This window comes from Psychrobacter sp. bablab_jr014, assembly GCF_016464015.1.
Classification (GTDB): domain Bacteria; phylum Pseudomonadota; class Gammaproteobacteria; order Pseudomonadales; family Moraxellaceae; genus Psychrobacter.
The window spans coordinates 81054-106311 of the sequence record NZ_JACDXT010000045.1; the positions used below are offsets into that span (position 1 = coordinate 81054).

The 25258-nt window shown below is 47.9% G+C and carries 19 protein-coding genes, 2 tRNA genes and 2 riboswitches; of the genes, 8 read left to right on the top strand and 13 right to left on the bottom strand.

Translation table 11 applies throughout. The features are described 5' to 3' along the window. Positions 1 to 9: 9 nt before the first annotated feature. Positions 10 to 1314 (bottom strand): MFS transporter, encoded by a 1305-nt coding sequence (locus JIE71_RS09975; protein WP_199508564.1) that lies wholly within the window; start codon positions 1312 to 1314, stop codon positions 10 to 12. Between the two features lie 136 nt (positions 1315 to 1450). After that, positions 1451 to 3100, bottom strand: coding sequence for a phospholipase D family protein (locus JIE71_RS09980; protein ID WP_199508565.1), 1650 nt, complete (start codon positions 3098 to 3100; stop codon positions 1451 to 1453). Between the two features lie 603 nt (positions 3101 to 3703). On the opposite strand from JIE71_RS09980, the gene JIE71_RS09985 reads away from it, so the two are divergent. The 4 genes from JIE71_RS09985 (at position 3704) to JIE71_RS10000 (ending at position 7659) form a co-directional block, all read left to right on the top strand. Next, entirely contained in the window at positions 3704 to 4966 is a 1263-nt protein-coding gene (locus tag JIE71_RS09985; protein ID WP_199508566.1) for an O-succinylhomoserine sulfhydrylase, read from the top strand. Positions 4967 to 5067: 101 nt separating this feature from the next. Next, positions 5068 to 5397 (top strand): YbaB/EbfC family nucleoid-associated protein, encoded by a 330-nt coding sequence (locus JIE71_RS09990; RefSeq protein WP_199508567.1) that lies wholly within the window; start codon positions 5068 to 5070, stop codon positions 5395 to 5397. Positions 5398 to 5632: 235 nt separating this feature from the next. Continuing rightward, positions 5633 to 6226 (top strand): recombination mediator RecR, encoded by a 594-nt coding sequence (recR, locus tag JIE71_RS09995; RefSeq protein ID WP_199508568.1) that lies wholly within the window; start codon positions 5633 to 5635, stop codon positions 6224 to 6226. Between the two features lie 182 nt (positions 6227 to 6408). Next, complete coding sequence (locus tag JIE71_RS10000; protein WP_323126931.1) at positions 6409 to 7659, top strand: ribonuclease D; 1251 nt, start codon at positions 6409 to 6411, stop codon at positions 7657 to 7659. A gap of 60 nt (positions 7660 to 7719) precedes the next feature. On the opposite strand, the gene JIE71_RS10005 is transcribed toward JIE71_RS10000, so the two are convergent. The 6 genes from JIE71_RS10005 to gcvT all read right to left on the bottom strand — a co-directional run bounded on the left by JIE71_RS10005 (position 7720) and on the right by gcvT (position 14884). After that, the gene (locus tag JIE71_RS10005; RefSeq protein ID WP_199508570.1) at positions 7720 to 8430 is read right to left on the bottom strand and encodes an esterase/lipase family protein; all 711 of its coding nucleotides are present in this window, start codon (positions 8428 to 8430) and stop codon (positions 7720 to 7722) included. Positions 8431 to 8745: 315 nt separating this feature from the next. Further along, complete coding sequence (gene gcvP / locus JIE71_RS10010) at positions 8746 to 11637, bottom strand: aminomethyl-transferring glycine dehydrogenase (RefSeq protein WP_199508571.1); 2892 nt, start codon at positions 11635 to 11637, stop codon at positions 8746 to 8748. Between the two features lie 92 nt (positions 11638 to 11729). After that, positions 11730 to 12473 carry a nitroreductase family protein gene (locus tag JIE71_RS10015; protein WP_199508572.1) on the bottom strand — a complete coding sequence of 248 codons (744 nt, stop codon included), beginning with the start codon at positions 12471 to 12473 and terminating at the stop codon, positions 11730 to 11732. 161 nt (positions 12474 to 12634) lie between these two features. After that, positions 12635 to 13015, bottom strand: a complete 381-nt coding sequence (gcvH, locus tag JIE71_RS10020; protein ID WP_199508573.1) for a glycine cleavage system protein GcvH — start codon at positions 13013 to 13015, stop codon at positions 12635 to 12637. Positions 13016 to 13104: 89 nt separating this feature from the next. Continuing rightward, positions 13105 to 13695, bottom strand: coding sequence for a hypothetical protein (locus JIE71_RS10025; RefSeq protein ID WP_199508574.1), 591 nt, complete (start codon positions 13693 to 13695; stop codon positions 13105 to 13107). Positions 13696 to 13723: 28 nt separating this feature from the next. Continuing rightward, on the bottom strand, positions 13724 to 14884 hold the full coding sequence (gcvT, locus tag JIE71_RS10030) for a glycine cleavage system aminomethyltransferase GcvT (protein ID WP_199508575.1): 1161 nt from the start codon (positions 14882 to 14884) through the stop codon (positions 13724 to 13726). A gap of 83 nt (positions 14885 to 14967) precedes the next feature. Next, a riboswitch (glycine riboswitch) is annotated at positions 14968 to 15087 on the bottom strand. Positions 15088 to 15110: 23 nt separating this feature from the next. Continuing rightward, positions 15111 to 15205, bottom strand: a riboswitch (glycine riboswitch). 231 nt (positions 15206 to 15436) lie between these two features. Between gcvT and JIE71_RS10035 the strand changes: the two genes are divergently transcribed. From JIE71_RS10035 to JIE71_RS10045, 3 genes are all read left to right on the top strand, one after another. Beyond that, on the top strand, positions 15437 to 15757 hold the full coding sequence (locus JIE71_RS10035; RefSeq protein ID WP_199508576.1) for a YcgL domain-containing protein: 321 nt from the start codon (positions 15437 to 15439) through the stop codon (positions 15755 to 15757). 209 nt (positions 15758 to 15966) lie between these two features. Beyond that, on the top strand, positions 15967 to 16620 hold the full coding sequence (locus JIE71_RS10040; RefSeq protein WP_199508577.1) for a hypothetical protein: 654 nt from the start codon (positions 15967 to 15969) through the stop codon (positions 16618 to 16620). Between the two features lie 313 nt (positions 16621 to 16933). Further along, a complete protein-coding gene (locus JIE71_RS10045) occupies positions 16934 to 18244 on the top strand; it encodes a lytic murein transglycosylase (RefSeq protein ID WP_199508578.1) in 1311 nt (436 codons plus the stop codon). Positions 18245 to 18450: 206 nt separating this feature from the next. Here JIE71_RS10045 and JIE71_RS10050 read toward each other — a convergent pair whose 3' ends face one another. The 3 genes from JIE71_RS10050 to JIE71_RS10060 all read right to left on the bottom strand — a co-directional run bounded on the left by JIE71_RS10050 (position 18451) and on the right by JIE71_RS10060 (position 23622). Continuing rightward, positions 18451 to 19749 (bottom strand): serpin family protein, encoded by a 1299-nt coding sequence (locus tag JIE71_RS10050; RefSeq protein ID WP_199508579.1) that lies wholly within the window; start codon positions 19747 to 19749, stop codon positions 18451 to 18453. Positions 19750 to 19888: 139 nt separating this feature from the next. After that, entirely contained in the window at positions 19889 to 22666 is a 2778-nt protein-coding gene (gene ppc / locus JIE71_RS10055; RefSeq protein WP_199508580.1) for a phosphoenolpyruvate carboxylase, read from the bottom strand. 296 nt (positions 22667 to 22962) lie between these two features. Continuing rightward, positions 22963 to 23622: a GntR family transcriptional regulator gene (locus JIE71_RS10060; protein ID WP_228284636.1), complete on the bottom strand. Its 660-nt coding sequence runs from the start codon at positions 23620 to 23622 to the stop codon at positions 22963 to 22965. A 281-nt stretch (positions 23623 to 23903) separates the two neighbouring features. On the opposite strand from JIE71_RS10060, the gene JIE71_RS10065 reads away from it, so the two are divergent. After that, complete coding sequence (locus JIE71_RS10065) at positions 23904 to 24821, top strand: DMT family transporter (protein ID WP_323126932.1); 918 nt, start codon at positions 23904 to 23906, stop codon at positions 24819 to 24821. Between the two features lie 185 nt (positions 24822 to 25006). Here JIE71_RS10065 and JIE71_RS10070 read toward each other — a convergent pair. Both JIE71_RS10070 and JIE71_RS10075 read right to left on the bottom strand, forming a co-directional pair. Continuing rightward, a tRNA-Asp gene (locus tag JIE71_RS10070) sits at positions 25007 to 25083 on the bottom strand. A gap of 38 nt (positions 25084 to 25121) precedes the next feature. Then, positions 25122 to 25197 (bottom strand) — tRNA-Val (locus tag JIE71_RS10075). Positions 25198 to 25258 lie beyond the last annotated feature (61 nt).

Here is a 25258-nt window from a genome sequence, read left to right on the forward strand (position 1 = left end):
GAGCCATACCTAACGCAGTACATGATCAATGCCCTTAAACTCAGGTAGGTTGTAAAAATACAACCCCATAATGATACCGATAATACTGACGAACGCTGTATATAGCGCAGGCGAAAAGCTGATAATACTTGTTAAATAACTGATGACAAAGGGCATAACGCCGCCAACAAAGGCATACATGACGTTATAAACAATCGACAGGCCACTCACACGCACGTTGGTCGAGAACATCTTTACAAACACAGCAGGTACCATACCGATAATGCCTGCCGCAAACCCTAAAAGCGCATACATAATCAGCAGATAATCGCCCCCTGCCTGTAACTGGTAGAAAAAGGCAAACACTTGTAAAATCAGAAAGGCGCAGCCAATGATTAATATCTGGCCGAAGTTATTGTTGTTAGAAATGACGCCATAAAATACACAGCCAATCATCATAAACACCAAGCCTAAACTGTGCGAAAAGTTAAATAAATCATTATCTACAGAAAAATTCAGTGCCGTCAGCTCAGGCATCAATAGCACCACAACCAAAGTGATGCTGGAGATAACTAATGTGAGCATCATGGTGACAAATATTGCCTGACGACAATGGGTTACCAACAGCTTTAAAGGGCGCGGTTTATAGTCGGCAGGTAGCGTTTTTTGCATCTGCAAAAAGTACGGTGACTCCTTAATATAACGCCAGCCTAAAAGCGGTAGACAACTGATTAGTGCGGCTAACATAAATGGAAAGCGCCAGCCGTAGGCCAGCATCTCACCAGGGCTTAATGTATTTGTCAACCAGCTGAAAAATGCATTACAAAACAGCACGCCCAAAATGAAACTGGCAGTAATATAACTACAACCAACCGTTAAATACTGACGTGGTAGATGCTCAGAGATGAATATCCAAGACAAAGGCACATAGACCCCAAACGCCATGCCCTGAATCAAACGCAGCACAATGAATAGCAGTGGTGCAGCAACCCCCCATTCGGCATAAGAAGGGATTAACGCCATCGCAAACATTGTGCCTGCTGTCACCATCAGTGTCGCAATGAATACAGGTCTACGCCCGACAATGTCTCCATAACGTCCAAAAAAAAGTCCCCCTAATGGGCGAGCTAAATAACCAGCGGCAAATAGCCCTAGGCTTTGTACCCCCGAAAACTGCTTATCCATATTGGCCGAAAACATCGTGGTTGAAATAATGTCTGCTAAATACAAATAAATCAGAAAATCAAAAAACAAGACCGCACTACAGGTGCAGGTAAAAGCAACCATATTTTTATCTTGTGTTGACATCAAGGCGTATGGTGAACGATTTGGCATAAACAAACACACTTATTAGAGCGTGTGGCGCAACAGAGTATGGCCACAAAAGTAAAACAACAAGGCAGCCACAAACGATAAGCTGCCCTAAGCTATATAGCACCTACCGAAGTAGCGTAGGCATGTATCATTATGGTTATAACAGCCAATCAATCGGCAACCACGACATGATGGTCAGCCAAATATGATCGGTAAAGTCTACACGTGGCTCACTGTCATAGACCATAGGCTCACCGTTTTCAAGCGTATGCCACTCAAGTCTATCTGCATCTGTCAGTTTGACTTCATAGGCTTGGTTTAGCAGATCGTTACTGAGCGCTTCGTGCAACTGGCGCGCCAGCTCGTCATCATTAATGATAACGCCCATTTCTGTATTGATATTCGCAGAGCGTGGATCGACGTTATATGAACCGATAAAGACTTGATGGTCATCAACAGCAAAGGTCTTAGCATGCAGGCTCGTTGACGACTGACTGCGCGCTTTCCACAGTTTGTTGTCGCGCTTTTCATCACTGGCTGTTGATTTTAGCTCGTAGATTTTGATACCTGCTCTTAATAGCTTAGGACGCCACTGGCTATAGCCAGAATGCACCGCAGTCACATCGGTTGCATCAAAAGAGTTGGTTAAAATTTTGATATCAATCCCTGACTCAGCCAGCTGAACTAAGGTATCCACACCATTTTTGGTGGGTACAAAGTAAGAGGAGATGATGGTCAGCTTGTCTGAAGGGCGACCGAGTAGGGTGCGCAGCTGATGTACCAAGTTGGTCTCAGCGGGGGCGGTTTTGCTGAGTTTTTTGACATCGTCACTCAAAAACTGCATGTCTGTCCAGCGAAAGAGAATCCGCTTACTGATTAAATCGGTATCAATCGTAGAGTCCTCAATCGCCGATTTATAGACCGAAAGACTGCTTTGTAGATGCTCCGCCTCATCAACACTGAGCTTATCAAGACCTGCAATAAAATCTTTGGGCGGATTGTCCTCAGGTTTTATCAAGGTTTCTATATCAAAGGATAGATTGGATGACCAATAGTTAACGAAGCTGTTATCAATATCGCCAACCACTTTACCAATCAGCAAAACATCAAGATCCGCAAACTGGCTGCGCTGGTCGTTACTCATGTATTCATTGCCAATATTGCGCCCACCAATAATGGTAATTTGCTTATCAAAAATCATGCTTTTATTGTGCATACGCCGATTGATACGCGGTAAACCTGTCACAAAATTGAGCGCTTGAAATTTACGATGCATCAAAGGATTGATGATACGTACGGCAATGTTTGGGTGGCTAGAAAAACGCAATAACTGTTGGTCAAGCTCAGGACTGCTATTAAAATCATCGAGCAATAAGCGCACAATCACCCCGCGCTCGGCCGCATCCCACAAGTCTCTAAGCAGTAATTGGCCTGCTTGGTCATCGTGCCAAATATAGTACTGCACGTCAATGGTGCGCTTGGCCATACCCGTTAAAATACTGCGCGCAGCAAAGGCATTCGCACCTGTTACAATCGGATGATAACCTGATAAATCGGGGTGGATTTCGTTTTGCTCACTGATGGCCGCGACCAAATCAGTCGCTTCGGTAGACGCGCCGCCCACGGTATTGTCTTGGGCGGCCGCATCGTTTGTTTTTTGGTACAGTGTATTGATGCGCTCAGAGAGTACCAGACTTTTGGCCAAATGTGGTTCTGGGGGGAGACTTTGGCAAGCGCTTAACGGCACTATCAGCACCAACACCAGTATCAGCAGTAAGTAACCAGAATCTATCTCAAACATTGGCATAATAAATGAACCCTAACTGTACTGAAACCAAAGCCAACAAAAAGCAAGTTATAAAAAGTTAATAAAACGTCTATCAATATGGTTATAAGAAAATCTGATAAACGGTAAAATATGACAAAAAATAAAATCAATCGTCCCAAACGATGAGCGAAACATTATGTTTCATAATAACGACTTCTTGGTTTTTAATATGTAGCAGACTGTTATCAAACAAGCCTTTGAGCTGCCAAAATTGTAATAACAGTGTAGTTACCGCCGTTCTTACGCACTATTTGTGCTGGGATAACCATGCGATCATGACGCTAATATAAAAATATATGAATTAAAATCGGCTTATTGTACCCAAAAAAGCAGTTGTCTCAGACAAAATGTCGTTTTTGTTGATTGTTAAACAAAAAACATATCCTATAAAAAATCAATTACCGTGCTGATTTGACCAGACAGTAGCCTGATGACCGTCTGCAAAGTCGCTGCTGCGGTGCATAAGCGAGCGTGCTATGATAGGTGGCATTTACACACACAGCCAAATGATACAACATGCACGCATAAGTGAGCGTGGCTGAGAGGCTGTCAGTCAGATACCAACAAAAAAACGGACGATTTATGAGTCAAAATACCCAAAATGCTACCAACCTCGATGCCAACTGGCGTGATGATGCCTTAGACTTAAGCCAAGATTACGGTATGCAAACCATCGCCGTACGTGCAGGTCAGCACCGCACCGATGAGGGCGAGCACGCCGAGCCGATTTTTACCACCAGCTCTTATGTGTATGAGTCTGCCGCCGATGCTGCCGCGCACTTTGATGGTGGTAAGACGGGCAATGTCTACTCACGCCACACCAACCCAAGCGTGCGCACCTTTGAGCGCCGTCTTGCTGCGCTCGAAAACGGTGAGCGTGCGGTAGCGACTGCCTCAGGCATGGGCGCGATTTTGACCATGTGTCTGGCGTATTTAAAAGCAGGCGACCATCTGCTCGCCGCCAATCAGCTGTTTGGCTCATCAATTGGTTTGTTTAACAACTATATGGCAAAGCTTGGTATCGAAGTCAGCTATGTCGATTGCTTTGACAATGACGCGTGGGCGAATGCCGTGCAGCCGAATACCAAAGTGATGTATTGCGAAAGCCCAAGCAATCCGTTAGCGCAAATTTGCGACATTAAAGCTTTAAGCAAAATCGCCCGCGCCAATGATATCTTATTGGTCGTGGACAACTGCTTTGCTACGCCAGCCTTGCAGCGTCCGCTAGAGCTGGGCGCGGATGTGGTCATTCATTCAGCGACCAAATATCTGGACGGTCAAGGGCGCGTGCTTGGCGGCGCATTGGTCGGCAGCGATGCCTTGATGCAAGAAACCTTTGCCGTGGTGCGTACGGGCGGTATCAGCATGAGCCCGTTTAACGCGTGGGTGTTTACCAAAGGGCTTGAGACGCTTAAACTGCGTATGCAGGCGCATTGCCACAATGCCAACCAAGTGGCGGCATTTTTGGACGCGCATCCAAAAGTCAGCAAAGTGCATTTTTCAGGACTTACTGACCATCCTGCGCACGCATTGGCGCAAGCGCAGCACCATCTCAAAGACAGCTACGGCGCGATTATGGGCTTTGAAGTTAAAGCCTCAGCGGATAAAGACGAAAAAGCCGCCGCGTGGCATGTGATTGACAACACGCGCATGATATCTATCACTAATAATCTTGGCGATGCCAAAACCACCATCACCCATCCTGCGACCACCACGCATTTTCGCTTGACGCCAGAAGCGCGTGCAGAAGCAGGTGTCAAAGACGGCTTAATTCGCCTATCGGTCGGGCTAGAGGACGCTGATGACATTATCAAAGACTTGGCGCGTGGTTTAGACAGTTTATAAAGATGGCGGTATAATCAGCGCCAGCGCATCGTTATGATGCTCACGATTACAACGAATTTAGTTTTTAGGTATTCCCTTATTCACCAGCACTCGAGGCAGTTATGAACATTCAAGCATTGATGCAGCAAGCACAAAACATGCAAAAGAAAGTCGAAGCCAATGTCGAATCGGCAAAAAAAGAATTGGCAAATAAAGAAGTCCACGCAGAAGCGGGCAGCGGTCTGGTCAAAGTGACCATGACAGGTCGCCATGTGGTCAAGCGCCTAAGCATCGACCCAAGCCTACTTGAAGACGAGCCTGATATGATTGAAGACTTGATTGCTGCGGCAATTAACGATGCGGTACGTCAAGCGGACGAGCTGTATGAAGAGACCATGGCGGGCGCAACTTCGGGCATGGGCTTGCCACCAGGCATGCAAGGCTTGTTCTAAATAAGTCTTTTGATCAAGCATAAACATAAGCGATTGACTGCTGTTTTTTTAGTGTAATAAAACGGCAGTCAGCGCGGATTTGGGGTTGTTATCCATAGGATGCGACCCCATTTTTATAGATGGGCTTTGTGATTGATACCATTTATTTTCAATAACTTAGCAGTATTATAAACAAGAATAACCGCAATCACAGACCGCCGATGACTACTAATCGCAACAGATAAAGGAAGCCGCTTTGCTTACAGCCAAGTTTGATGCACTGGTACAACAGCTGCGTATCCTCCCAGGGGTAGGACAAAAGAGCGCCCAACGTATGGCGCTGCATTTACTGAGCAAAAAACGCCCACAAGGTATGGCGCTCGCCGCCGCGCTTGATGAGGCGATGCGCGGTATCGTTGAGTGTCAGCACTGCCACAGCTTTAGTGATGAGGCGGTGTGTCCACTGTGCCAAGACCCGCGCCGTGATGACAGCGTGTTGTGCGTGGTTGAGACGGCGGCGGACGTGATGGCGATTGAGCAGACGGCGGGCTATCAGGGGCGCTATTTTGTGTTGGGCGGGCATTTATCGCCCATTGACGGTATCAGTGCCGATGATTTGCATATCGACCAGCTGGTACAGCGCGTGCAGCAAGAGCCGATAGATGAGCTGATACTCGCCACAGGCACGACCGTTGAAGGGCAGACCACCGCGCATTTTATCAGCGAGGCGGTCAGCCGCCATGTGCAAAAGGTCACGCGTCTTGCGCAAGGCGTACCTATGGGCGGCGAGCTTGAGTATTTGGACAGCATGACGCTGGGTCAAGCGCTACAAAACCGCGCTTTTTTATAAGGTATTTTTTAAATACAAGTGTTAAACCATGAGATGATAACCCCTTTAGTTGTACTTTTTGTGCGTGTTATCTCTTTGTCATAAAGATGTTATTATACTGGGCAAGCGCGCCATCTTACGTGGCTTTGCTTGCCCTTTTTTATATGCGTCCTATTTTTATCCTGATAATAAGGTATTGTTCTGTGTCTGAACCGTCTTCTGCCTCTACCTCTTCTGCTTATGAAGCGCTGCGTGCGCCCGGTGCTGCCGCTGTCGTGGCGGCTGCCGATGCGCTGCCTGTCACATGGGTGTCAGAGCAAACTAAATTAGACGCAGTCATCGATGCTATTGAAGACAGCCAAGTCGTGGCGCTCGATACCGAGTTTATTAAGCGCGATACCTACTATCCGCGCTTGGCACTTATGCAGGTGAATACAGGCAGCCGCATTTATTTGCTCGATGCACCAAAATTGCGCCTTGATGCGCTATGGGAAGTGCTTGCGTCTATCAAAGTTGCCATTTGGCACGCGTGCGGTGAAGACTTGGGCATTTTTTATTTGCTCTCAGGCTGCGCACCGCTCAGCAATATCTTTGATACCCAGATTGCTTTGTCGTATTTGACAGGTGATTTACAAATCGGCTATCAAAAAGCCATCAGTGATGTCCTAGACATCCATGTCGATAAAGAACAAAGCCAGTCTGATTGGCTCCAGCGCCCACTGTCCGATGAGCAAGAGCGCTATGCGATTGCCGATGTGCGCTATCTGGTTGCTTTATATGAACGCTTGCAAATTTGTTTAGAGGAACAAGGGCTGATGGATGCGGTATGGCAAGATTGTCAGATGTACGCCTATGAGCTGCACGGCGTACAACACATTAAAGACGAAGACATGTATCAGAGCATGGCGGACTTTCGCTACAATCCTGTGCAGATGACCATCTTGCGTGACGTGGCGGCGTGGCGCGAATCGCTGGCACGTGCCACCAATCAGCCACGTACCTTTATTATTAAAAAACAGGCGATGCGCGAAATTGTGGAGATGCAGCCCAAAAACATCCGCGAGCTGATGCACAAGACCACCATGCATCGACAAATCATACGCCTGTATGGTGAAGAGCTGTTAACCGTGATTAAGACCGCCAAAGACACGCACCATGCTGAGCAGCCCGCGCCGCCATTACCGCCGTATCGTTCAAAAAATAAAACCTTAAGCAACGCGGTACAAAAGGCGGTCAATCAGCATGCGGCAGCCATTGGTGTGCCCAAAAATGTCCTAATGCGTAAAAAGTGGCTGAACGATTTATACGAAGTCGTCGCACTGGGCAAAGAGCAAGATGCCGAGGCGCTGCCTGAAGGCTTGCAAGGCTGGCGTCAAGCATGGGTCACAGACACGCTGATTCCATTAATCAAAACCCATCAAGCGGAGCTAAAGCAAGGGATGGGCTTGGCTTAAGCGGTTTCTTTACTTATTTTTAAATGCGCTACAGCCTTGATAAGCTTTGTTCATTGCCGCTTATAAAGGCTGCGCCCGTTTGGCGTGGTTAAACTCCCCATGCTGCAAAAAATGCAGCGTTTGCCGCGCCACTTCAGGATTGACCAGCATCCCCGTGTGTGTTACAGGCAATACCAAATGGTCGCACGCGCCCTCAATTTTGGTTTCACTCACATACACGGTGCCATCATGCGCACGCTCGCCGAGCGGTAGCGGTTGACCATGGCGACGCAGTTTGCGATTGTGGTATTCCAAAAACAGCTGCCCGACCCCGTAAGGCTTGTCCCCTGCAATCACCCCAAGCATAATGTGCGCGGGCAAAGCAGGCACGCCGCCATCAAGCGCCCCTTTATAAGCCCGTCCCATCATCACAGGCGAGAGGCGCTTAATATATTCAGCGCAAGTGCTGCCAGTATGCGGCGTGCCAAGTGTCACACAGCGTCCAATCATCCATTTGGAATACCGATAAACAAAATCACGGATAATCAGCCCGCCCAAGCTGTGCCCGACAAGGTCAATCGGCTGCTCAGGGTCGTGATACTGCGTGAGCCAGTCGTTTAGGCGGCGGCTATTGGTCTGGACGTCATCGCGCATGCTGCGGTACGCATATTGATGGGTGCGAAAGCCTTGCGCTTGTAAGCGTTTTGCCATCGGGCGCATAACCCAGGCGGTCTGGTGCAGACCGTGAATTAAAATGACGCGGTTGGCTTTTGGAGTGGGTGGGATACTCATGAGCTTCTTCCATTGGGCAATATAAATAAAGCAAACGGTTAAAACCGCTAAGCGAACACACAAAAATAAAATACAGTCGATAGCCTAAGCGTAAGAAAAACAAAGCCCCTAAGTCAAGCGCTGACGTAGGGGCTTTTGTATCGTTGAGCCTGACAAAATAAGATACAGCGCGATACATTCGCTCAATCGAAGAATATTTTTCTTGCTTGCTGTGACTGCGTCTCCAGAGGCTACGAAAAATACCCTTCAATTTCGCTGTATTAATTTTCTCTTAGGTTGACTGTATGTATTTTTAGCAATTACTTATGGCTAAACTTACATATAGTTTTCAATACTTGGGCATGAGCACATCAGATTCTTATCCCCATACACATCATCAATACGGGCAACGCTTGGCCAGAACTTATGCGCACGTACGTACGGCAGCGGGAAGGCGGCTTCGTCGCGGCTGTAGGCATGTTCCCATGTGTCTTTGGTAATCATGGACGCGGTATGCGGCGCGTTGACCAGCGGGTTATCCGTCAAGCTCCAGCCATCGGTTTCGCTATGCGCTTTTAACGCTTCGGCTTTGATGGCTTTGAGCGCAGAGATAAAGCGATCAAGCTCGGCTTTTGGCTCAGATTCTGTCGGCTCAATCATCAAGGTGCCCGCGACAGGGAAACTCATAGTGGGCGAGTGGAAGCCATAGTCCATCAAGCGCTTGGCGATGTCAGTTTCGCTAAAGCCTGTTTTCTCTTTTAGCGGACGGATATCAATGATGCACTCATGCGCCACACGACCGCCTTTACCTGTATACAGGACGGGGTAATCGTCTTTAAGCGCATTTGCCACGTAGTTGGCGTTGAGCAGCGCAAGATTGGTGGCTTTTAATAGACCATCGCGACCCATCATAGTGATGTACATCCATGAGATAGGCAAGATGCTCGCCGAGCCATACGGGGCAGCCGATACCGCCATGCCTTCTTTTTCAGCATTGTGTACAGGGCTGACCACGTGGTTTGCCATAAATGGCGCAAGGTGCGCTTGCATACCGATAGGCCCCATACCAGGACCGCCGCCGCCGTGCGGGATACAGAAGGTTTTGTGTAGATTCATGTGCAATACGTCCGCGCCCACGTCCGCTGGCTGCATGATGGCGACCTGCGCGTTCATGTTTGCGCCGTCCATATACACTTGACCGCCGTGACTGTGGATGAGGTCGCAGATATGACGGATGCCCTCTTCAAATACGCCGTGCGTCGATGGGTAAGTAATCATCAGTGCGCCCAAGCGTGCGCTGTGTTCTTCACATTTGGCGGTCAGATCAGCAACATCAACGTTACCATTGTCATCGGTATTGACCACGACCACTTGCATACCCATCATCATCGCGGTGGCGGGGTTGGTGCCATGTGCCGATTTTGGAATCAAGCACACATCGCGTTCGGTCTCGCCCAGTGACTCATGATAACGGCGAATAGCGAGTAGACCTGCGTATTCGCCTGACGCGCCAGAGTTTGGCTGCATAGACACGGCGTCGAAGCCTGTGATGGCTTTGAGCTGGTCTTGTAGGCTATCAATCATTTCGATATAGCCTTTGACTTGGTCACGCGGGGCGAACGGATGCACATTGGCAAACTCATCCCACGTAATCGGCAGCATCTCGCTGGTGGCGTTGAGCTTCATGGTGCAGCTGCCAAGTGAAATCATGCTGCGGTTCATCGCAAGGTCTTTGTCCTCAAGCGATTTTAAATAGCGCAGCATCTCGTGCTCGGTATGGTGCGAATTAAACACAGGATGCGTCAAAATGTCATCGGTACGCAAATGCGCACTGTCCAGTGAAAAAGTAGCGTCAGCTGGCAAGTCTTGCGCTTTATTGGTAAACAGCTGGGTTAAGACCGCAAAGTCTTCGCTGTCGCTGGTTTCGCTAAAGGATACCGCAATTTTGTTGTCGCTAATGCGCCATAGGTTATAGCCTAAGTTGTCCGCATTATCAAAGATTTGGGTAGCCAGCTTTTCTGAACCGCAATCAACCAAGACCGTATCAAAGAACTGCTGATGCACCACATTTAGCTCAGCGCTTTGATCGATAGCGCTGGCAAAGGCGCTGGCGAGCGCATGAATACGTGTGGCGATGCGCTGTAGCCCGTTTGGACCGTGATACACAGCGTACATACCTGCAAGATTGGCGAGCAACACTTGTGAGGTGCAGATGTTGGAGTTGGCTTTTTCGCGGCGGATGTGCTGCTCGCGGGTCTGTAGCGCCATGCGTAGGGCGGTGTTGCCCTCGGCGTCTTTTGATACACCGATGATGCGACCAGGCGCCGAGCGTTTTGCCTTATCACTAAAGGCAAAGTAGGCGGCGTGTGGACCACCGAAGCCCATAGGGATACCAAAGCGCTGGGTGCTGCCAAGCGCAATGTCCGCGCCCATCTCGGCAGGCGACTTGAGCAACACAAGGCTCATAATGTCGCTCACGACCGTGGTATAGGTCTTATTGGCTTTTACCGCGCTAATAACGTCGCTCAAGTCCTTAACGTCGCCTTCTTTACCCACGTACTGGAACAGCGCGCCAAAGTAATCGCCTGATGTTGCGGTGTCAAAATCACCGACGACTACTTCCCAGCCAAAGTATTTGGCACGCGTCTTGATGACGTCGAGCGTTTGTGGATACACGCGCTCATCGACAAAAAAGGCGTTTGATTTGCTTTTGCTTACGCGCTTAGACATGGCCATCGCTTCGGCAGCGGCGGTGGCTTCATCAAGTAATGACGCGCCCGCCAATTCTAGTCCCGTCAAGTCAATACACACTTGCTGGAAGTTTAATAGCGCCTCTAGGCGACCTTGTGAAATCTCCGCTTGATACGGCGTGTAAGCGGTGTACCAGCCTGGATTTTCGAGTACATTGCGCTGAATGACCGCAGGCATACGCACAGGCGAATAGCCTTGACCAATATAGCTTTTATTGACTGTGATGTTGTCCGCCATGCCGCGCAATTTGGCAAGGGCAGCGTGTTCGCTGATGGCTTTTGGCAAGTTTAAGTCTTTGTGCAAACGAACAGGCTCGGGCACGGTGTCATTGATAAAGCTGTCCATATCATCGTAGCCAATCGCAGACAGCATCTCTTGCTGAATCTCATCGTTTGAACCAAGATGGCGGTAGACAAATTCGGCATCGTTAAACAAGCCTTGGAACGTAGCAAAGGTAGGGCGTTGGGATAGAGTCATGACAATCCTTAACTAAAAGTCTTTACGAGGGGTGACACAAAAAATAAATCATTGCGCCAACGACGATGCGCTGATGCGTGGCGTAGCTTGGATCAGATATAGTGGACAAATTGTTCTTGGGCAAAGCGAAACTGCGGGTGGTAGATGCCTTTGTCGGCGCGTTCGCCTGCGGCGAGCATCATCACGATATGCTGGTGCTCGCCAAGGTTTAAGAGCTCTTTCATCGCAGGTTCATCAAAACCGCCCATCGCACAGCTGTCAAAACCATGGGCGCGTAGGGCCAATATTAAATTTTCGGCAGCCAGCGCGGTATTGTTGGTCGCCCATTGCTTGATGTCTTCAAGGGTGTAATACGGCGACTTAATCGGACCTTTAAGCTGGCGGTGCGTTTGCGTCACGCCCCATTTGGCAAGGGACAGCACATTGACAGGACCGCGTGCGAACTCCAGCGGAATCAAGCGACCGTAATAGTCTTTAACTTTTTTGGGGACAGGTGACAGCGGATATTCGCGCAGCACTTGTTTGGCGTGCTCGTGCCAATTGTCGGTACGCGCAACGATAGCGATTAAGCGCGCTGCGGTCTTTGCCGCATTTTGGCGCATACAGTTTTCCACTGCTTTGGCGCGAGCATCAGGACTGTCAATGACAAAAAATTCCCACGGCTGTAAGTTGCTGGAGTTGGGCGCAAGCATCGCAAGGCGCAAACACTCACTAAGAACATCATCAGGAATGGGCGTGTCGGTAAAACGACGTACCGAACGGCGCGATTCGACCACCGCACGAAAGCTGTCTAAATGCGTGCTGTCTATGGTGTTGGTTTGCTCTTGATTGCCCATCAATAACTCCTAAGCCGAAGCGTCTGAAACACATATAAAAATAAAAAGGTGCGCACGTATAAAAGTGCCAAAAGGTAAAAATGAGGACAGATACCAAGCGTGCCTTAGTACCTGTAAATAAATGAATATTTAGCTGTTTTTAAAATGGCAAAGCTATAAGCTTATAGCTCGTTTTGGTAATCTTCAGCGCTTAACAGCTCATCATAGTCATTAGCGTTTAGTGGCTTGATCTTAAAGAACCAGCCATCACCGTACGGGTCAGAGTTGATGATTTCTGGCTCGTCTTCTAGATTTTCATTGATAGCAACGATTTCGCCTGATAGTGGCGCGTAGACGTCTGATGCCGCCTTGACCGACTCAACAACGGCGATTTCGTCATCGACCGCGACCGAATCGCCGACTTCTGGCAGCTCAACGAAGACCACATCGCCCAGCAAATCTTGGGCGTGGTCAGTGATGCCCACAGTAATGGTGCCGTCGTCTTCTAGGCGTAGCCACTCGTGGCTGGCAACGTACTTTAATTCGGCAGGAATGTTGCTCATGTTTCATCTCCTTAAAAGGTACTTAATAAGAGTTTGTAGTATATAAGATACAATGCACTTCTCAATGAAAAACTCCGCAGCGCGTCAAGTTAGTTTGAGAAGTTACAAATAATATCCGTACGTGTCGGGTCTTTGTCATTCACTTGTATTTCCATACCAATATCTGAATTTCCATACATATCTGAGTCATGAAACTCTGAAGATTCATAATTGATAACGATATTTTTTTGTCTTAAGGTTTTTCTGACATCCGTAATGTTGGCGTTTAATACAAAGTAAGGCATGTAAATACCATTACCAACACCACCGACAAAGCCAATGCTTGCCATCGGTATACCGTAATAACTGCCGACAACATCAAAACGGGTATCAAAATAATTGGCATCACCTTTACTACTAAGGTTGCCGTCCATATCATAAAAGGTCGTGGTCAGCGCACTATCAACGGCTAGCGCATACTTTTTAGGAACGACAATACTGCCTAATGCCAAAGTTTCAGAATCAGGCAGCATGCTAGTAAACATCACCTCTTGCGGCTCAAGCTCACAAGCATTTTCCCAAGACTTAAAAAAGGGTGTCCAATCGTATTGCTGGTTTGCAGCAGAAGCAGGAACAGCCACCAATGTAGCCAATAATGCGATAAAAGCAGCGTACTTATTTTTTGATACGAAAGGCAGCATTAGTGGTCATCCTTTGAAAACAGTCTGCTTAATCAAATTGTGCCTTGCCATGACGTACAAACGGCAAATCAAGCACGCGCACATCGACAAATTTGCCTTTACCGCGCAAATCGACTTGGACGCTGTCGCCATCGGTTAGGCTGGCAGGGACACGCGCAATGGCGATAGATTGTTTTAGGGTCGGTGAGAAGGTGCCACTGGTGATGATGCCTGTCGCTTCGTTGTCCGTACCTTGATTGATGGTGACGCTCATGCCTTCACGCAGCACGCCGCGTGTCTCTAGCAGCAAACCGACTTGCTTCATCAACGTATTGTCATCGGCTTGTTTGCTGGCAAGTAGGGCGGAGCGACCGACAAAGTCGCGCTCGTCTTTGAGCGCCAATGTCCAGCTCATGCCGCAAGCATACGGGTTAATGGTCTCATCCATATCGTGACCGTAGAGGTTCATGCCCGCTTCCATGCGCAAGGTATCGCGTGCACCAAGTCCCGCTGGCTGGATGCCGTGTTCTTTTAATAGGTTAAAAAAGGCAGGTGCGTCATCAGCGTGCAGAATCACTTCAACGCCGTCTTCACCTGTGTAGCCTGTACGGGCGACAAACCAATCATCGCCTTCAATCTCGGTCAAGTCTGCACCGACAAATGGCTTGAGACCTGCTAAGGTGTCCGCCCAAGCAGGCTTGGCATTTGATAATTTGGCAATCGCGTTTGGCCCTTGAACTGCAAGCATCGCAAGCTCAGGACGCTCGGTGATGGTGACGTCAAAGCCTTCGGCAACGCGTCCAAACTGCGCCAAATCTTTTGCGCGGGTCGCGGCGTTTGAGACGATGCGGTAGGCGGTTTCTTCTTCGTTCATTAAGTAAACAATAAGGTCGTCAATCACGCCGCCTTGCTCGTTGAGCATGGCAGAATACAGCGCCTTACCGACTTTTTTGAGTTTGTTGACATCATTGGCGAGCAGCTTTTGTAGCCATGCTTTGCTGTCTTTGCCTGTCACATCGACGACGACCATGTGCGAGACGTCAAACATCCCAGCGTCCGTGCGTACCGCCTCGTGCTCGTCAATTTGTGAGCCATAATGAATAGGCAGTAGCCATCCTGAGAAGTCAACGATTTTGCCGTCGCTATCGATATGGGCTTGGTACAGTGGGGTTTTTTGTGGGGCGTCTGCTGCTTGTGTGGTGTCGGTCATAACAAATCCTAAAGACGGCAAAAGCGTCATTACATAGTGGAGAAGAACGTCAATAAAGCCAAACCAGTAAAGATACTGGTCATATAGCCCTATCTGTCCTGTGACCTGAGATTTTCAACGTCCAGCATGGTATCGCGCTGGCGTTTTCTCCCCTTCGGTGGGCAAGTCGTCATCCGTGCTTGCCGCTCTCCAGATTTGTTATGCCGTGGTTTTGTGACCATAAGGCATGGGTTATTCAGTCCTTTTACCTGAGCGATTGGCAGGGTGGATGCGCCTTCGGTGGCATGCGATAATTAGCGTGCGCTCTCCTGAATAACCGCTTTATTATGAAAGGTTGCTGCTGTTTTTACAAGGCATCAAAGCCATTAATCACGATTAATTTTATAAGGCATAGTCAAGCCATGCTCAGATATTGAGCTTTTTAGAAGCACAATCGCATCAAAATCGCCTATTTTTGCTGCTTTTTCGTGTTGCCTTTTTAGCTTATAGGGCAAATTGTGCTAGGCTTAGCGCCACAAAACAGTTACTTTTTGAATAACTTATAGGTGAGCCATGCACTGCGATATTTATAAATTTCCCAAACACGATGATATGTACGTCTACATTGCGCGTCCTGATTATCCAGACGATACTGAGACAGTGCGTGATTGGCTGTCGGTCTTGCCAAAAGACTTTCGCGCAAGTCTCGGCACCAGCAAGTTTGTGATGCATTTAGACCTTGATGCCACCGAAAAGCTAGCACGCGCGGACAAAAATGAAGTCCTTGAAAAGCTCAAATCTCAAGGATACTATGTGCAAATGCCGCCTGCTGAGGTCATGCGCCATCAAGCCAAACTGCGCGCCCTTGAGCTACAGGACAGCAAGTACCACTAAGGACTTCTGCCACTTTGACGCCGCGTCTGTGGACAGGTTATAGAGTGCATTACATAGTGCGTATGCATTTTGCCATAAAGTCGTGATAAACTAGCGTCTTCTTGTATACCAACAGATGTACCATAAAAGGTAAATGACGCTTTTTATGATGGCATTTGCAAGCGTACGCGACTCATAGATTCCTAGTATATTCAGGTAGCTTACCCCGCATGGATTGGTTAAAAAGTATTATACAAAGTTTGCCACTCGACAAAATCAGTGACATTCTCGGCGAGATTGTTATCTGGTGGAGTCAGATGGTCAAAGATGTCCCCCCTGCCGACTTACCGATGTACGCTTATATTGGCGGCTCAGTGGTGGTCTTAGTGCTGTGGATATTGGTCGCGCGTGTATTGCCACGTCCATTAGGCGGTATCACATGGGTGGCGATTTTTGCGATTTTATTTACCCCAGGTCATGCACTTGATGACCCAAGTGTGCTTGCGCCTGCCAGTATCAGCGTCGTCTATGCCGTATTGATGAAAGACATCCCTGCTGCTATTGCCAATGCTGTACCTGTGCTTGGTGTCTTTGTGGTTGGTCTGTTTATGGGCTTTATCTGGCAGCTGATACGCGGCGTTTTTGCCGTCAGTATGGACGCTGCCCGCCGCCGCACCGCGGATGATACCGTTGCCAATATGCAGTTTGCAGGCGGAAACTATATTGCCGAAAAGACCGACGATGTGCCTGTGGTGTTAGAAAAAACGCCAAAAACGCCCGCTGCAAAGCCAGAGGTCAACCTTGTCAAAGACAGCAGCGCCAAAGACAAAGTAAAAGCCAAAGCAAAAGCAAAAGGTAAAGACGATACCGATCAGACGCTATAAAAAGGGCAGTCACTGTCTGAGCCAGTGTAATAGAACCAATAAGCAGTATGATAAAAAGACACCGCCGCGTGTCTTTTTTTGTGCCTGTCCTCATATTGACCAGCACGCCTGCAATACTGCAAAGAAAACAATCAGAAACATCAAGCGAATAGGGGGTAAGGATATTGATATTTGCATATCGACATTATGGGCATTTGTTGCTACAGTAATTTGACCTTTTGAGGGTAAAGTTCCTTATCTTTCAAAGTCATGCGAGTCATCTACCTTGCTTTATATTTGATTTATTTTGTTTCTACTCCTATCCGAGATGATTATGATGTTAAAAAAGTCCCATATCGCGGTGTTATCGGTGCTGGCATTAACAGGCTGTGCGACCCAGCCGACCATGCAGCCACAAGTGCAAAAGCCTGTGCGCCAAGGCAATGTGCAGATTACCGAACAGCAAACGGTGCGCGTCACACCAAAACCTGCGCCCCCTGCGCCAAAGCCCGTACCCGAACCAAAAGCCAGTTACACCAGCTTTGATGATTGGAAAATGGACTTTATCCGCCGTTCTGCGGCTCAAGGCTACAATGCCAATGACTTACAGCGTCTGTTGGCTTCAGCGTCGCTTAGAAGCAGCGTTATCTCCTTAGATTCAGGGCAGCCTGAATTTTCAAAAATGCCATGGGAGTATGCCGATTCTGCCGTATCGGATGGCCGTGTGAGCCGTGGTAAAAGTAAATTCTCCGAGCAGCGCAGTTATTTATTAGGGCTTGAGTCACGCTACGGCGTCAATGCCGAAATCGTTGCGGCCATTTGGGGGATGGAATCGGCTTATGGCGCGGTGACAGGCAACACGCATCTACCCAGCGCGCTGGCGAGCCTTGCTTATGACGGTCGTCGCCAAGACTTTGCAGAAAACCAGCTGCTTGCACTCTTAACCTTGCTTGAGCGCGGAGATGTGTCGTGGTCGCAGCTAGAAGGCTCATGGGCAGGCGGTATGGGACAGACGCAGTTTATTCCTGCAACATGGCTCAAAGAAGGCATCGATGGCGACTATAATGGTCATAAAAATCCATGGGCGACCGCTGATGCACTGGCCTCAACTGCCAGCTATTTAAATAATGCAGGCTGGGTACGTGGCCTAGATCCATTTTATGAAGTCACCATTCCTGCAGGTTTTGACTATTCGCAAGTAGGCAGTAAGCAAACCGCTGCCTATTGGGCATCGACAGGTATTGATACCATAGCGGATGTGACTCTTGATGCCAATACCTTGCTTGAGCTTTGGCTGCCTGCGGGCAAAGATGGTCCAGCACTGCTGCTGAGCAAAAACTTTGATGCCATCAAGGTATACAACAACTCATCGAATTACGCGCTTGGTGTGAGTCTCCTCGGTCGTGCGATAGATGGGCAGATTGGTCTGCGCAAATCATGGCCGCGCTACGAGCGTCCGCTATCGACCAACCAAGTACGCACATTGCAAGAGCGCCTAACGCGCGCGGGCTATGACACCAAAGGCGCGGATGGCGTCATCGGTACCAACACCAAAAAAGCTTTCCAGCAATGGCAAAAGGCCAACGGCCAAACGCCTGATGGCTTTATCAGTCAAAGTAGCGCTGGCGCATTGACCTCATGGTGAAATCCAGAGAATAAGCTGTGGGGCAGTATTGGCGACTTAATTGATTATATCAAGTCTTGGTTTTGAGACTTGAAGTGTTTTATTTAACATCTAATTTAAACATATTGGATTCACAGCCACAAGAAAGCCCTCTATCATTGGACTGACCCCCATAAGTTGAACACAACTTATGGGGGTCGGTTCATTTGAACAAAAAGTATTCTTAATCAAATCTCATTTACTTGTCCTAAGAATAAGATAGCATCTGTCTTATTGTCTTTAATCATAAACATAAAGGGATGGTCGGCTTTGACGGGTACGCTTGCAAACTCAGTAGAGACAGGTCTTATTGTCACGCCTGTGCCTGCGGCGGCCTTGGTGCCTTTTTCATCCACTTCAACCACTGCCTTATGCACGATAGCATCTACCGTCAATGGCATAGTGTCGCTAAAGCCACTAAAGTCCGCACGACTACTAAAGGTAATCGGCATACCCATTTTACTGAGCAGCGGTTTCATCTGATAGTCTTCGCTAAGCTTAAATTTCGGCATGATCACGCGTACGTATCGAGACTTTAACTGTGCTGTCCAGCTGTTAATTTGATCCATACTGAAATTGGCATTTAGCTGGCGTATGGCGCTGGCGTTCTTCGATTTGGGTACGACAACGAGCATGGACAAATCATCGCCTTTGTAAGGCAGTGAGACCATCTGTATTTGAGCGTTTTCCATATAGTCAAATTGTTTATCTTTTACCATCATTTTGGTTTGTGTTACCGTGCCATCAAGATTATAAAAATTATCGGCAGTTCTGCTCAAATCAAATGCTTCGCCCCATTCGCCTTTAAAATAAATGGCATTGGTCAATACCGAGGCGGTATCGCGCTTGATGCTGCCAGCGGGTAGCAGTTCAGGAATCATCTGATTGGTGTGCTTAGCAATCGTATTGTTGATGGTCTGGCGCGCAGGTTCAGGGCGGCTGGCAAAGTCTAAATTGGTCACTTTGCCGCCATAGTAGCGGGTAATAGTGTCGATATAGTGCTGCTTGGGTTTGAGTGTATTGTCCAACCACAAATCATTCGCGGTGGTGATGTCATAGTCTGCATTAGACGCATTCAAGCGATTGTACAGTGCGGCGCTATTGGCATTTAAGATTAATGGCGCAGGGTAGTGAAAAGTATTTTGAATCTGTGCTTTGGTGTCGCCTTGCGCGCCTGCATAGAGCATGGCAACGGCGGTCGATAAGCTATAAGGCGAGAAAAACACATTGTCGGTCGTATTGCTGCTGACTTCTTTATACATATCAACGGCGAATTGATTATTGGCGTTGACCACTTGCGCGACGCCTTCAGGAGTTGAGATTCTGCCATCAGCGTCGTCACGGTCGCCATCATCACTGACTGGATCCGTAGGCTGGGCCGGTATGGTATTGCAGGCGGTCAGACCAATGATACTGCTAAGCGCGAGTATAGATAAGCTCAATTTGGTCAGGTTTAGGGCGGGTCTTTTTTGATAAGATGTTGTCATAATGGTATACACTGGGTTGCAAAAAGATACCCTAATTATATACAGAGGTTTGGTTTAATCACGTAACGGTATGCTAAAAACGGTATCTACAGCGCAACATATCGCACTATAGATACCGTTCATACGTTTTATGATGACTTTAGCCCGTATTACGCAGACCTGCCGCCAGCGCATTGATACTGCGGATAAGAGGGTCTTCGACATTCAGCTCATCACTGTTAAGGCTGTCGGTGTCTTGCTGGCGGGCGCGCTTGAGCAGTTCGATTTGAATGTAGTTGATGGGATCAAGGTTGGCATTGCGCCATTGTAATGAGGCGGCAAGGCTTTGCTGCCCTGACAACAGATGGTCTTGATCAAGCAGTGTATTGAGTCCCGACTCGGTCAAGTGATGCTCTTGTAGAATCTCGCCCATGATATGCTCACGCAGCGTCTCATCGTCACACAACTGACTGTATGCCTTGGCAATATTCATCTCCGACTTGGTAAAGGCCATTTCAATATTGCTGATAAACACACTAAAAAACGGCCAGTTGTCGTTCATCTCTTTCATCAGTTCGCCATCGTCAGCGACGCTGTGTAGCGCACTGCCGACGCCGTACCAAGCGGGCAGGGTAAAGCGCGCCAGTGACCAGCCAAACACCCACGGAATAGCGCGTAAGGTGGTTTTGCTGGGTAGACCTTTTTTGCGGTGTGCAGGGCGTGAGCCAATATTGAGCAGTGAGATTTCTTGCACTGGCGTGACTTGCGAATAAAACTGATAAAAGCCATCCGTATGGTCGGTCAACTGGCGGTAGCGCTGCTCACCTGCATCAGCAAGGCGCGCAAATAGCGCTTCGTAATTGGGCAGCGCCTTAGGCTGTACCACAAAGCGGCTGGAGCAAGCTTTGAGCGCACCTGTGATACCCATCGTCAGCTCAAACACAGCGGTGTCAGTATTGGCATATTTGGCGTACAGTACTTCGCCTTGCTCGGTGATTTTAATCTGACCGTGTAGAGTGCCTGCTGGCTGCGCGGCAATTGCCTTATGCGTGGAGCCGCCGCCACGACTGACAGAGCCGCCACGACCATGGAATAGGCGAGTTTTGATGCCATATTTTTCGGCAATACGATTGATGGTTTGCTGTGCGCTGTACAGCTGCCATGCCGAGGTGATGATGCCGCCATCTTTGGACGAGTCCGAGTAGCCAAGCATAATCTCTTGCGTGTTGTCCCCGTGCTGTAGCAGCCCGCGATACAGCGGATTGTCGAGTACGGCAGGCAAGATGGTGTCGATGTTTTTTAAATCTTCAATGGTTTCAAATAGTGGCGCGACAGGTAAATCGGCTGACAAGACGCCATCATCATTGATACTGCATAATCCCGCAAAGCGCATCAGCAGTAAAACTTCGAGCAGCTGGCTGGCATTGTTGGTCATTGAAATGACATAGCTGCCAAAGGTGTCCTTGCCGACAAGCTTGCGCAGCTTGGCGATTGAGTTCATTAAAGACAGTTGCTCGCGTGTCTTATCGCTAAGATTGTCAGTATAAATCAGCGGCGTGCCCTGATGTTGCAGTAATTGAGTTAGCCACGTTTGCCGTTCCTCTTCGCTCAAACTATGGTAATCGGGCAGGTTCGAGGCACTGGCAAAAATATCGGCAATCACCTCGCCGTGATAAGACGACTCTTGGCGAATATCAAGCGCCGCCAAATGAAAGCCGCAGGTTTTAATCAAACGAATGGTATCAAGCAGCAGACCGTCCGCATGTGCCTTGTCGTGCGTACTGACGCTTTGGCGAATCAAACGCAAATCATCGAGCAGTGCTTCTGGGTCGGTATAAGCGTCTTGCTGGGCGTCCGCGTCTGCGCCTTTACTTTGAATCAAGCGGTTGGTGGCATTGATTTTGGCAAAAATAAGCGACAGCAAACGGCGATACGGCTCGTTATTGTAGTCATCTAAATTATAATCAAACACCCGCTGCGCCAGCGCATCGTAGCTGTCGATTTTGGCATATACTGCTTTAGATACGGTGACGATGGTGTCACTGTGAATCAACTGGCGACGCAGCTGACGAATCAGCACTTGATAGTGACGCAGCACGGTATCTGCGTGCTTTAATACCGCAAGCTCAGTGGTCTCATGAGTCACAAAGGGGTTACCGTCTCTATCGCCGCCAATCCACGAGCCAAAGCTCATAAATGCGGGCAGCGGATAGTCGGTCAGCTCAGGATAAATATCGACGATGGCATTTTTAATGTTGCGATAGACTTTAGGAATGGCATTAAACAAACTGGCATTAAAATAATGCAATCCGTTGTTAATCTCATCATACACTAAGGGCTTGCGGGTGCGCACCTCATCGGAGAGCCACAACAAGTCAATCGCTTCTGCAATCTGTTTTTTGGCCGCCTCATAAGGATAGCTGCCTTCGCTAAAGGTATTTAAGACATCACTGTGCGTAAACAGTCCTTGTAGCACGTTCATGGTCGTGCGGCGGCGCGCCTCAGTGGGATGTGCGGTAAACACAGGGGTATACTTGAGATGGTCGAGCATCTCTTGCATTTGAGCAGGCTCGATATTACGCTCACGACACTCAAGTAAGGTGCGGCGAAATGAGCCTTCCCAGCTTTGCTCCGATTGCATACGCAGGTTGCGGCGCTCAGCACGTAGGTAATTTTCTTCGCTCAAATTGGCCAAGAAAAAATAAATAGAAAAGCCGCGAATGACGTTTTTTAGGGTCTGATTGTCAAGTGAGGTGATAAAGTCAATCAAAGCTTGCTTGTTTTCGGCATTTGGTGCGCGGCGCTCTTGCACAAAGCCCTTACGCAACTTTTCGATGGTGTCTAACATCTCTTTGCCTGACTGACGTGAAATCGTCTCACCCAGCAACGTGCCAAACAAGCTGGTACGTTTACGCAATACATCATTGTCTATCGTCATCCTTAACTCCCCTAAAGTTGATTGGTAAAAATCACGGCGAAGTACCTAAACATGCCAAGCCTGCGCCTGTGTCCTTGCTCGCGCTTTTATATTTGTAACAGGTTACGGCGCATAAAAGCGACAAGCGTTTGTATTCACCGTATGCTCTTTTATATCATAGCTGCGTGACAATACAAGCTTCTATACATATCAATATTGCTATGGAGGGTCACGACCTATTGTTTGACAATCGATTTAAAATTTAAAAAGCCAATACGAATATCTAAATGATTGCATGTGCTCATTGAAGACACGCTCTAAAAGTCGATCGATGAATTAAGCGCAGTCGGGACAACATAGTCTGTAATACGCTGTCTTGATAAATCCATATGGGCTTTAATTAAGTCTGCGACCTGAGAAGCGTCGTGATTTTCTATAGCGTCAATAATATCGTCATGCTGTTCGACTGCCTTTTCTAAGTCTTTTTTTATACTTGGTTGGCTGGGCTTTTGGTAAAAGATATGACCAAGACGCGCATGATCAATCAGTATACGCTGTAGTGTTGGCATCAAGTAAGGATTGCGTGCTATGCGTCCAATTTCATAATGAAATTCATTATTAAAATAAACGCGAGCCTCGATGTTTTCATTAGCAATCGCCTCTTTAAACTGCTGCTGAATGTCTTTTAGACGTTGTATATCAGCAGCAGTGGCGTTTTGAGTGGCGAGCTCAGTAGTTGCGGTATAAATCAGCGGCGAAACCAAAAAGAAATTATGCAGTGAGTTATAACTCATCGAGGAAACGCGTGCGCCTCGGTTTGCCTCTAGCTCTAAATAGCCTTCAGCAGCAAGCTGTCTGATTAACTCTCTGACAGGAGAGCGAGACAAACCAAACTCTTCGCATAGGGTCATCTCGTCAATACTGCTACCTGGTTCAAGCTCCATGCTGATAATACGCCGTTTTAGCGTCATTAACATAATCGTTTTCTTGTCTTTACCAGTTGTGTTCTCTTCAATAAAATTAAGCATGTCGTCAATAGACATATTCAAAAAATTTTTGACGATGTTTGGCAATATTTAGTCCATTTAACCGTAAGCGCTTGAATTGAAGACACGCCCTAATAAAATGCAGCGTTTTATCGTTTGGATATTGTTCTTGTGACGATAGAGATAATGTATAACAGCAGGTCATCTGCTACAGAATCGCTTTAAGACCATGAGTGAAACCAAGGCTTGAGCGACCGACTAAGGAGGGTGAGGTGAATAGAGTGATAGGGGCAAGACCGCGCACCAATAACGGCGCATTGATAGGGTCGATGCAAGTCATTATGGCTGGCGTATGTTGGGGTACGCTTGGTATTTTCTCAACGCGATTAGGGGATATGGGTTTTGGTAGTTTTCAAATTACGATATTGCGCGTATTAACAGCAGGCATTTTACTATTGGTTCTGGTACCACGGGTATGGCCTGTCATGAAAACCATGCAACGCGCCGAGTGGATAAATCTAGCACTGCAATCACTCATTGGTGTGCTGGGCATGACGCTGTGTTATTTTTTTGCGGTTGCACATGTTGGCGTCAGTATGGCGGTCGCGCTTTTGTATACTGCACCTATTTTCAGTTTGATTTTTGCGAGAGTTATTTTAGGCGAGGCCGTGTCTATCAAGTCAGCATTATTGGCAATAGTGGCGGTTATGGGGGTGGCGTGTCTGATGCTTGGGGATAAGATCAGCATTAACATCGGTATGCTGGTCGGGCTACTCGCTGGAGTGTGTTACTCACTCTTTGGGATTTTGGGCAAAAAAGCACTGTCATACCATCACCCCTCAAATCTTGTACTCTTTAGCTCAGTAGCGGTTAGTGGCGCTGTGCTATTATTTATCCCGCAAACGTATCAAACTTATGGGACGCTGATTCAGTTACCGATGTCTGCATGGGCATTGGCGCTCGGTTTGAGCGCAGTGGGTACGATTGCACCGTTTTTTTTATATACCAGTGCGCTCAAAAAACTCTCCGCTACCCAAGCTTCTGTATTTACCATTATTGAACCATTAACCGCTATTACGCTGGCAGTCGTACTGCTGGGTCAATCTTTGAAGCCGTTACAGACTTTTGGGGTGGTGCTGATCGTGTTTGCAACTTTAGTCAATGCGTTGGGTGCAAAGTCAAAGGCATAATAAGATATCAAAGCATGGTCATATCTATCGTACCTGATACCGATAGGGTATGACTTGCTATGTGTGTGATAGACAAAAAAGTAGGAGTAAGCAATAGAGAAAAAGCATAAAATCAACACGCACAAAAAAACCCCAAACAATCTAATGTTTGGGGCGAAACTTGTATAAAACTTAAGTTTTAAATATGGCGCAGCGGACGGGACTCGAACCCGCGACCCCCGGCGTGACAGGCCGGTATTCTAACCAACTGAACTACCGCTGCTTAGGTCGCTTAGATTATTTAACCACTCCTAAATTAAGTGGTGGGTGATGACGGATTCGAACCGCCGACATTCTGCGTGTAAGGCAGACGCTCTACCAACTGAGCTAATCACCCTGAGCGAGGATATAGCGAAGCACTGCTTCGTCCGAGCGCAAGAGAATTTACATTTTCGTAA

Coding starts and splice junctions, on each gene's coding strand:
- JIE71_RS10005 (WP_199508570.1), bottom strand. CDS start 8,430: ATGAGTATCCCACCCACTCCAAAAGCCAACCGCGTCATTTTAATTCAC.
- JIE71_RS10045 (WP_199508578.1), top strand. CDS start 16,934: ATGATGTTAAAAAAGTCCCATATCGCGGTGTTATCGGTGCTGGCATTA.
- JIE71_RS10015 (WP_199508572.1), bottom strand. CDS start 12,473: ATGGGCAATCAAGAGCAAACCAACACCATAGACAGCACGCATTTAGAC.
- JIE71_RS10050 (WP_199508579.1), bottom strand. CDS start 19,749: ATGACAACATCTTATCAAAAAAGACCCGCCCTAAACCTGACCAAATTG.
- gcvH (WP_199508573.1), bottom strand. CDS start 13,015: ATGAGCAACATTCCTGCCGAATTAAAGTACGTTGCCAGCCACGAGTGG.
- JIE71_RS09990 (WP_199508567.1), top strand. CDS start 5,068: ATGAACATTCAAGCATTGATGCAGCAAGCACAAAACATGCAAAAGAAA.
- gcvT (WP_199508575.1), bottom strand. CDS start 14,884: ATGACCGACACCACACAAGCAGCAGACGCCCCACAAAAAACCCCACTG.
- JIE71_RS09975 (WP_199508564.1), bottom strand. CDS start 1,314: ATGCCAAATCGTTCACCATACGCCTTGATGTCAACACAAGATAAAAAT.
- JIE71_RS10035 (WP_199508576.1), top strand. CDS start 15,437: ATGCACTGCGATATTTATAAATTTCCCAAACACGATGATATGTACGTC.
- JIE71_RS10025 (WP_199508574.1), bottom strand. CDS start 13,695: ATGCTGCCTTTCGTATCAAAAAATAAGTACGCTGCTTTTATCGCATTA.
- gcvP (WP_199508571.1), bottom strand. CDS start 11,637: ATGACTCTATCCCAACGCCCTACCTTTGCTACGTTCCAAGGCTTGTTT.
- JIE71_RS10060 (WP_228284636.1), bottom strand. CDS start 23,622: ATGTTAATGACGCTAAAACGGCGTATTATCAGCATGGAGCTTGAACCA.
- ppc (WP_199508580.1), bottom strand. CDS start 22,666: ATGACGATAGACAATGATGTATTGCGTAAACGTACCAGCTTGTTTGGC.
- JIE71_RS09980 (WP_199508565.1), bottom strand. CDS start 3,100: ATGCCAATGTTTGAGATAGATTCTGGTTACTTACTGCTGATACTGGTG.
- JIE71_RS10040 (WP_199508577.1), top strand. CDS start 15,967: ATGGATTGGTTAAAAAGTATTATACAAAGTTTGCCACTCGACAAAATC.
- JIE71_RS09985 (WP_199508566.1), top strand. CDS start 3,704: ATGAGTCAAAATACCCAAAATGCTACCAACCTCGATGCCAACTGGCGT.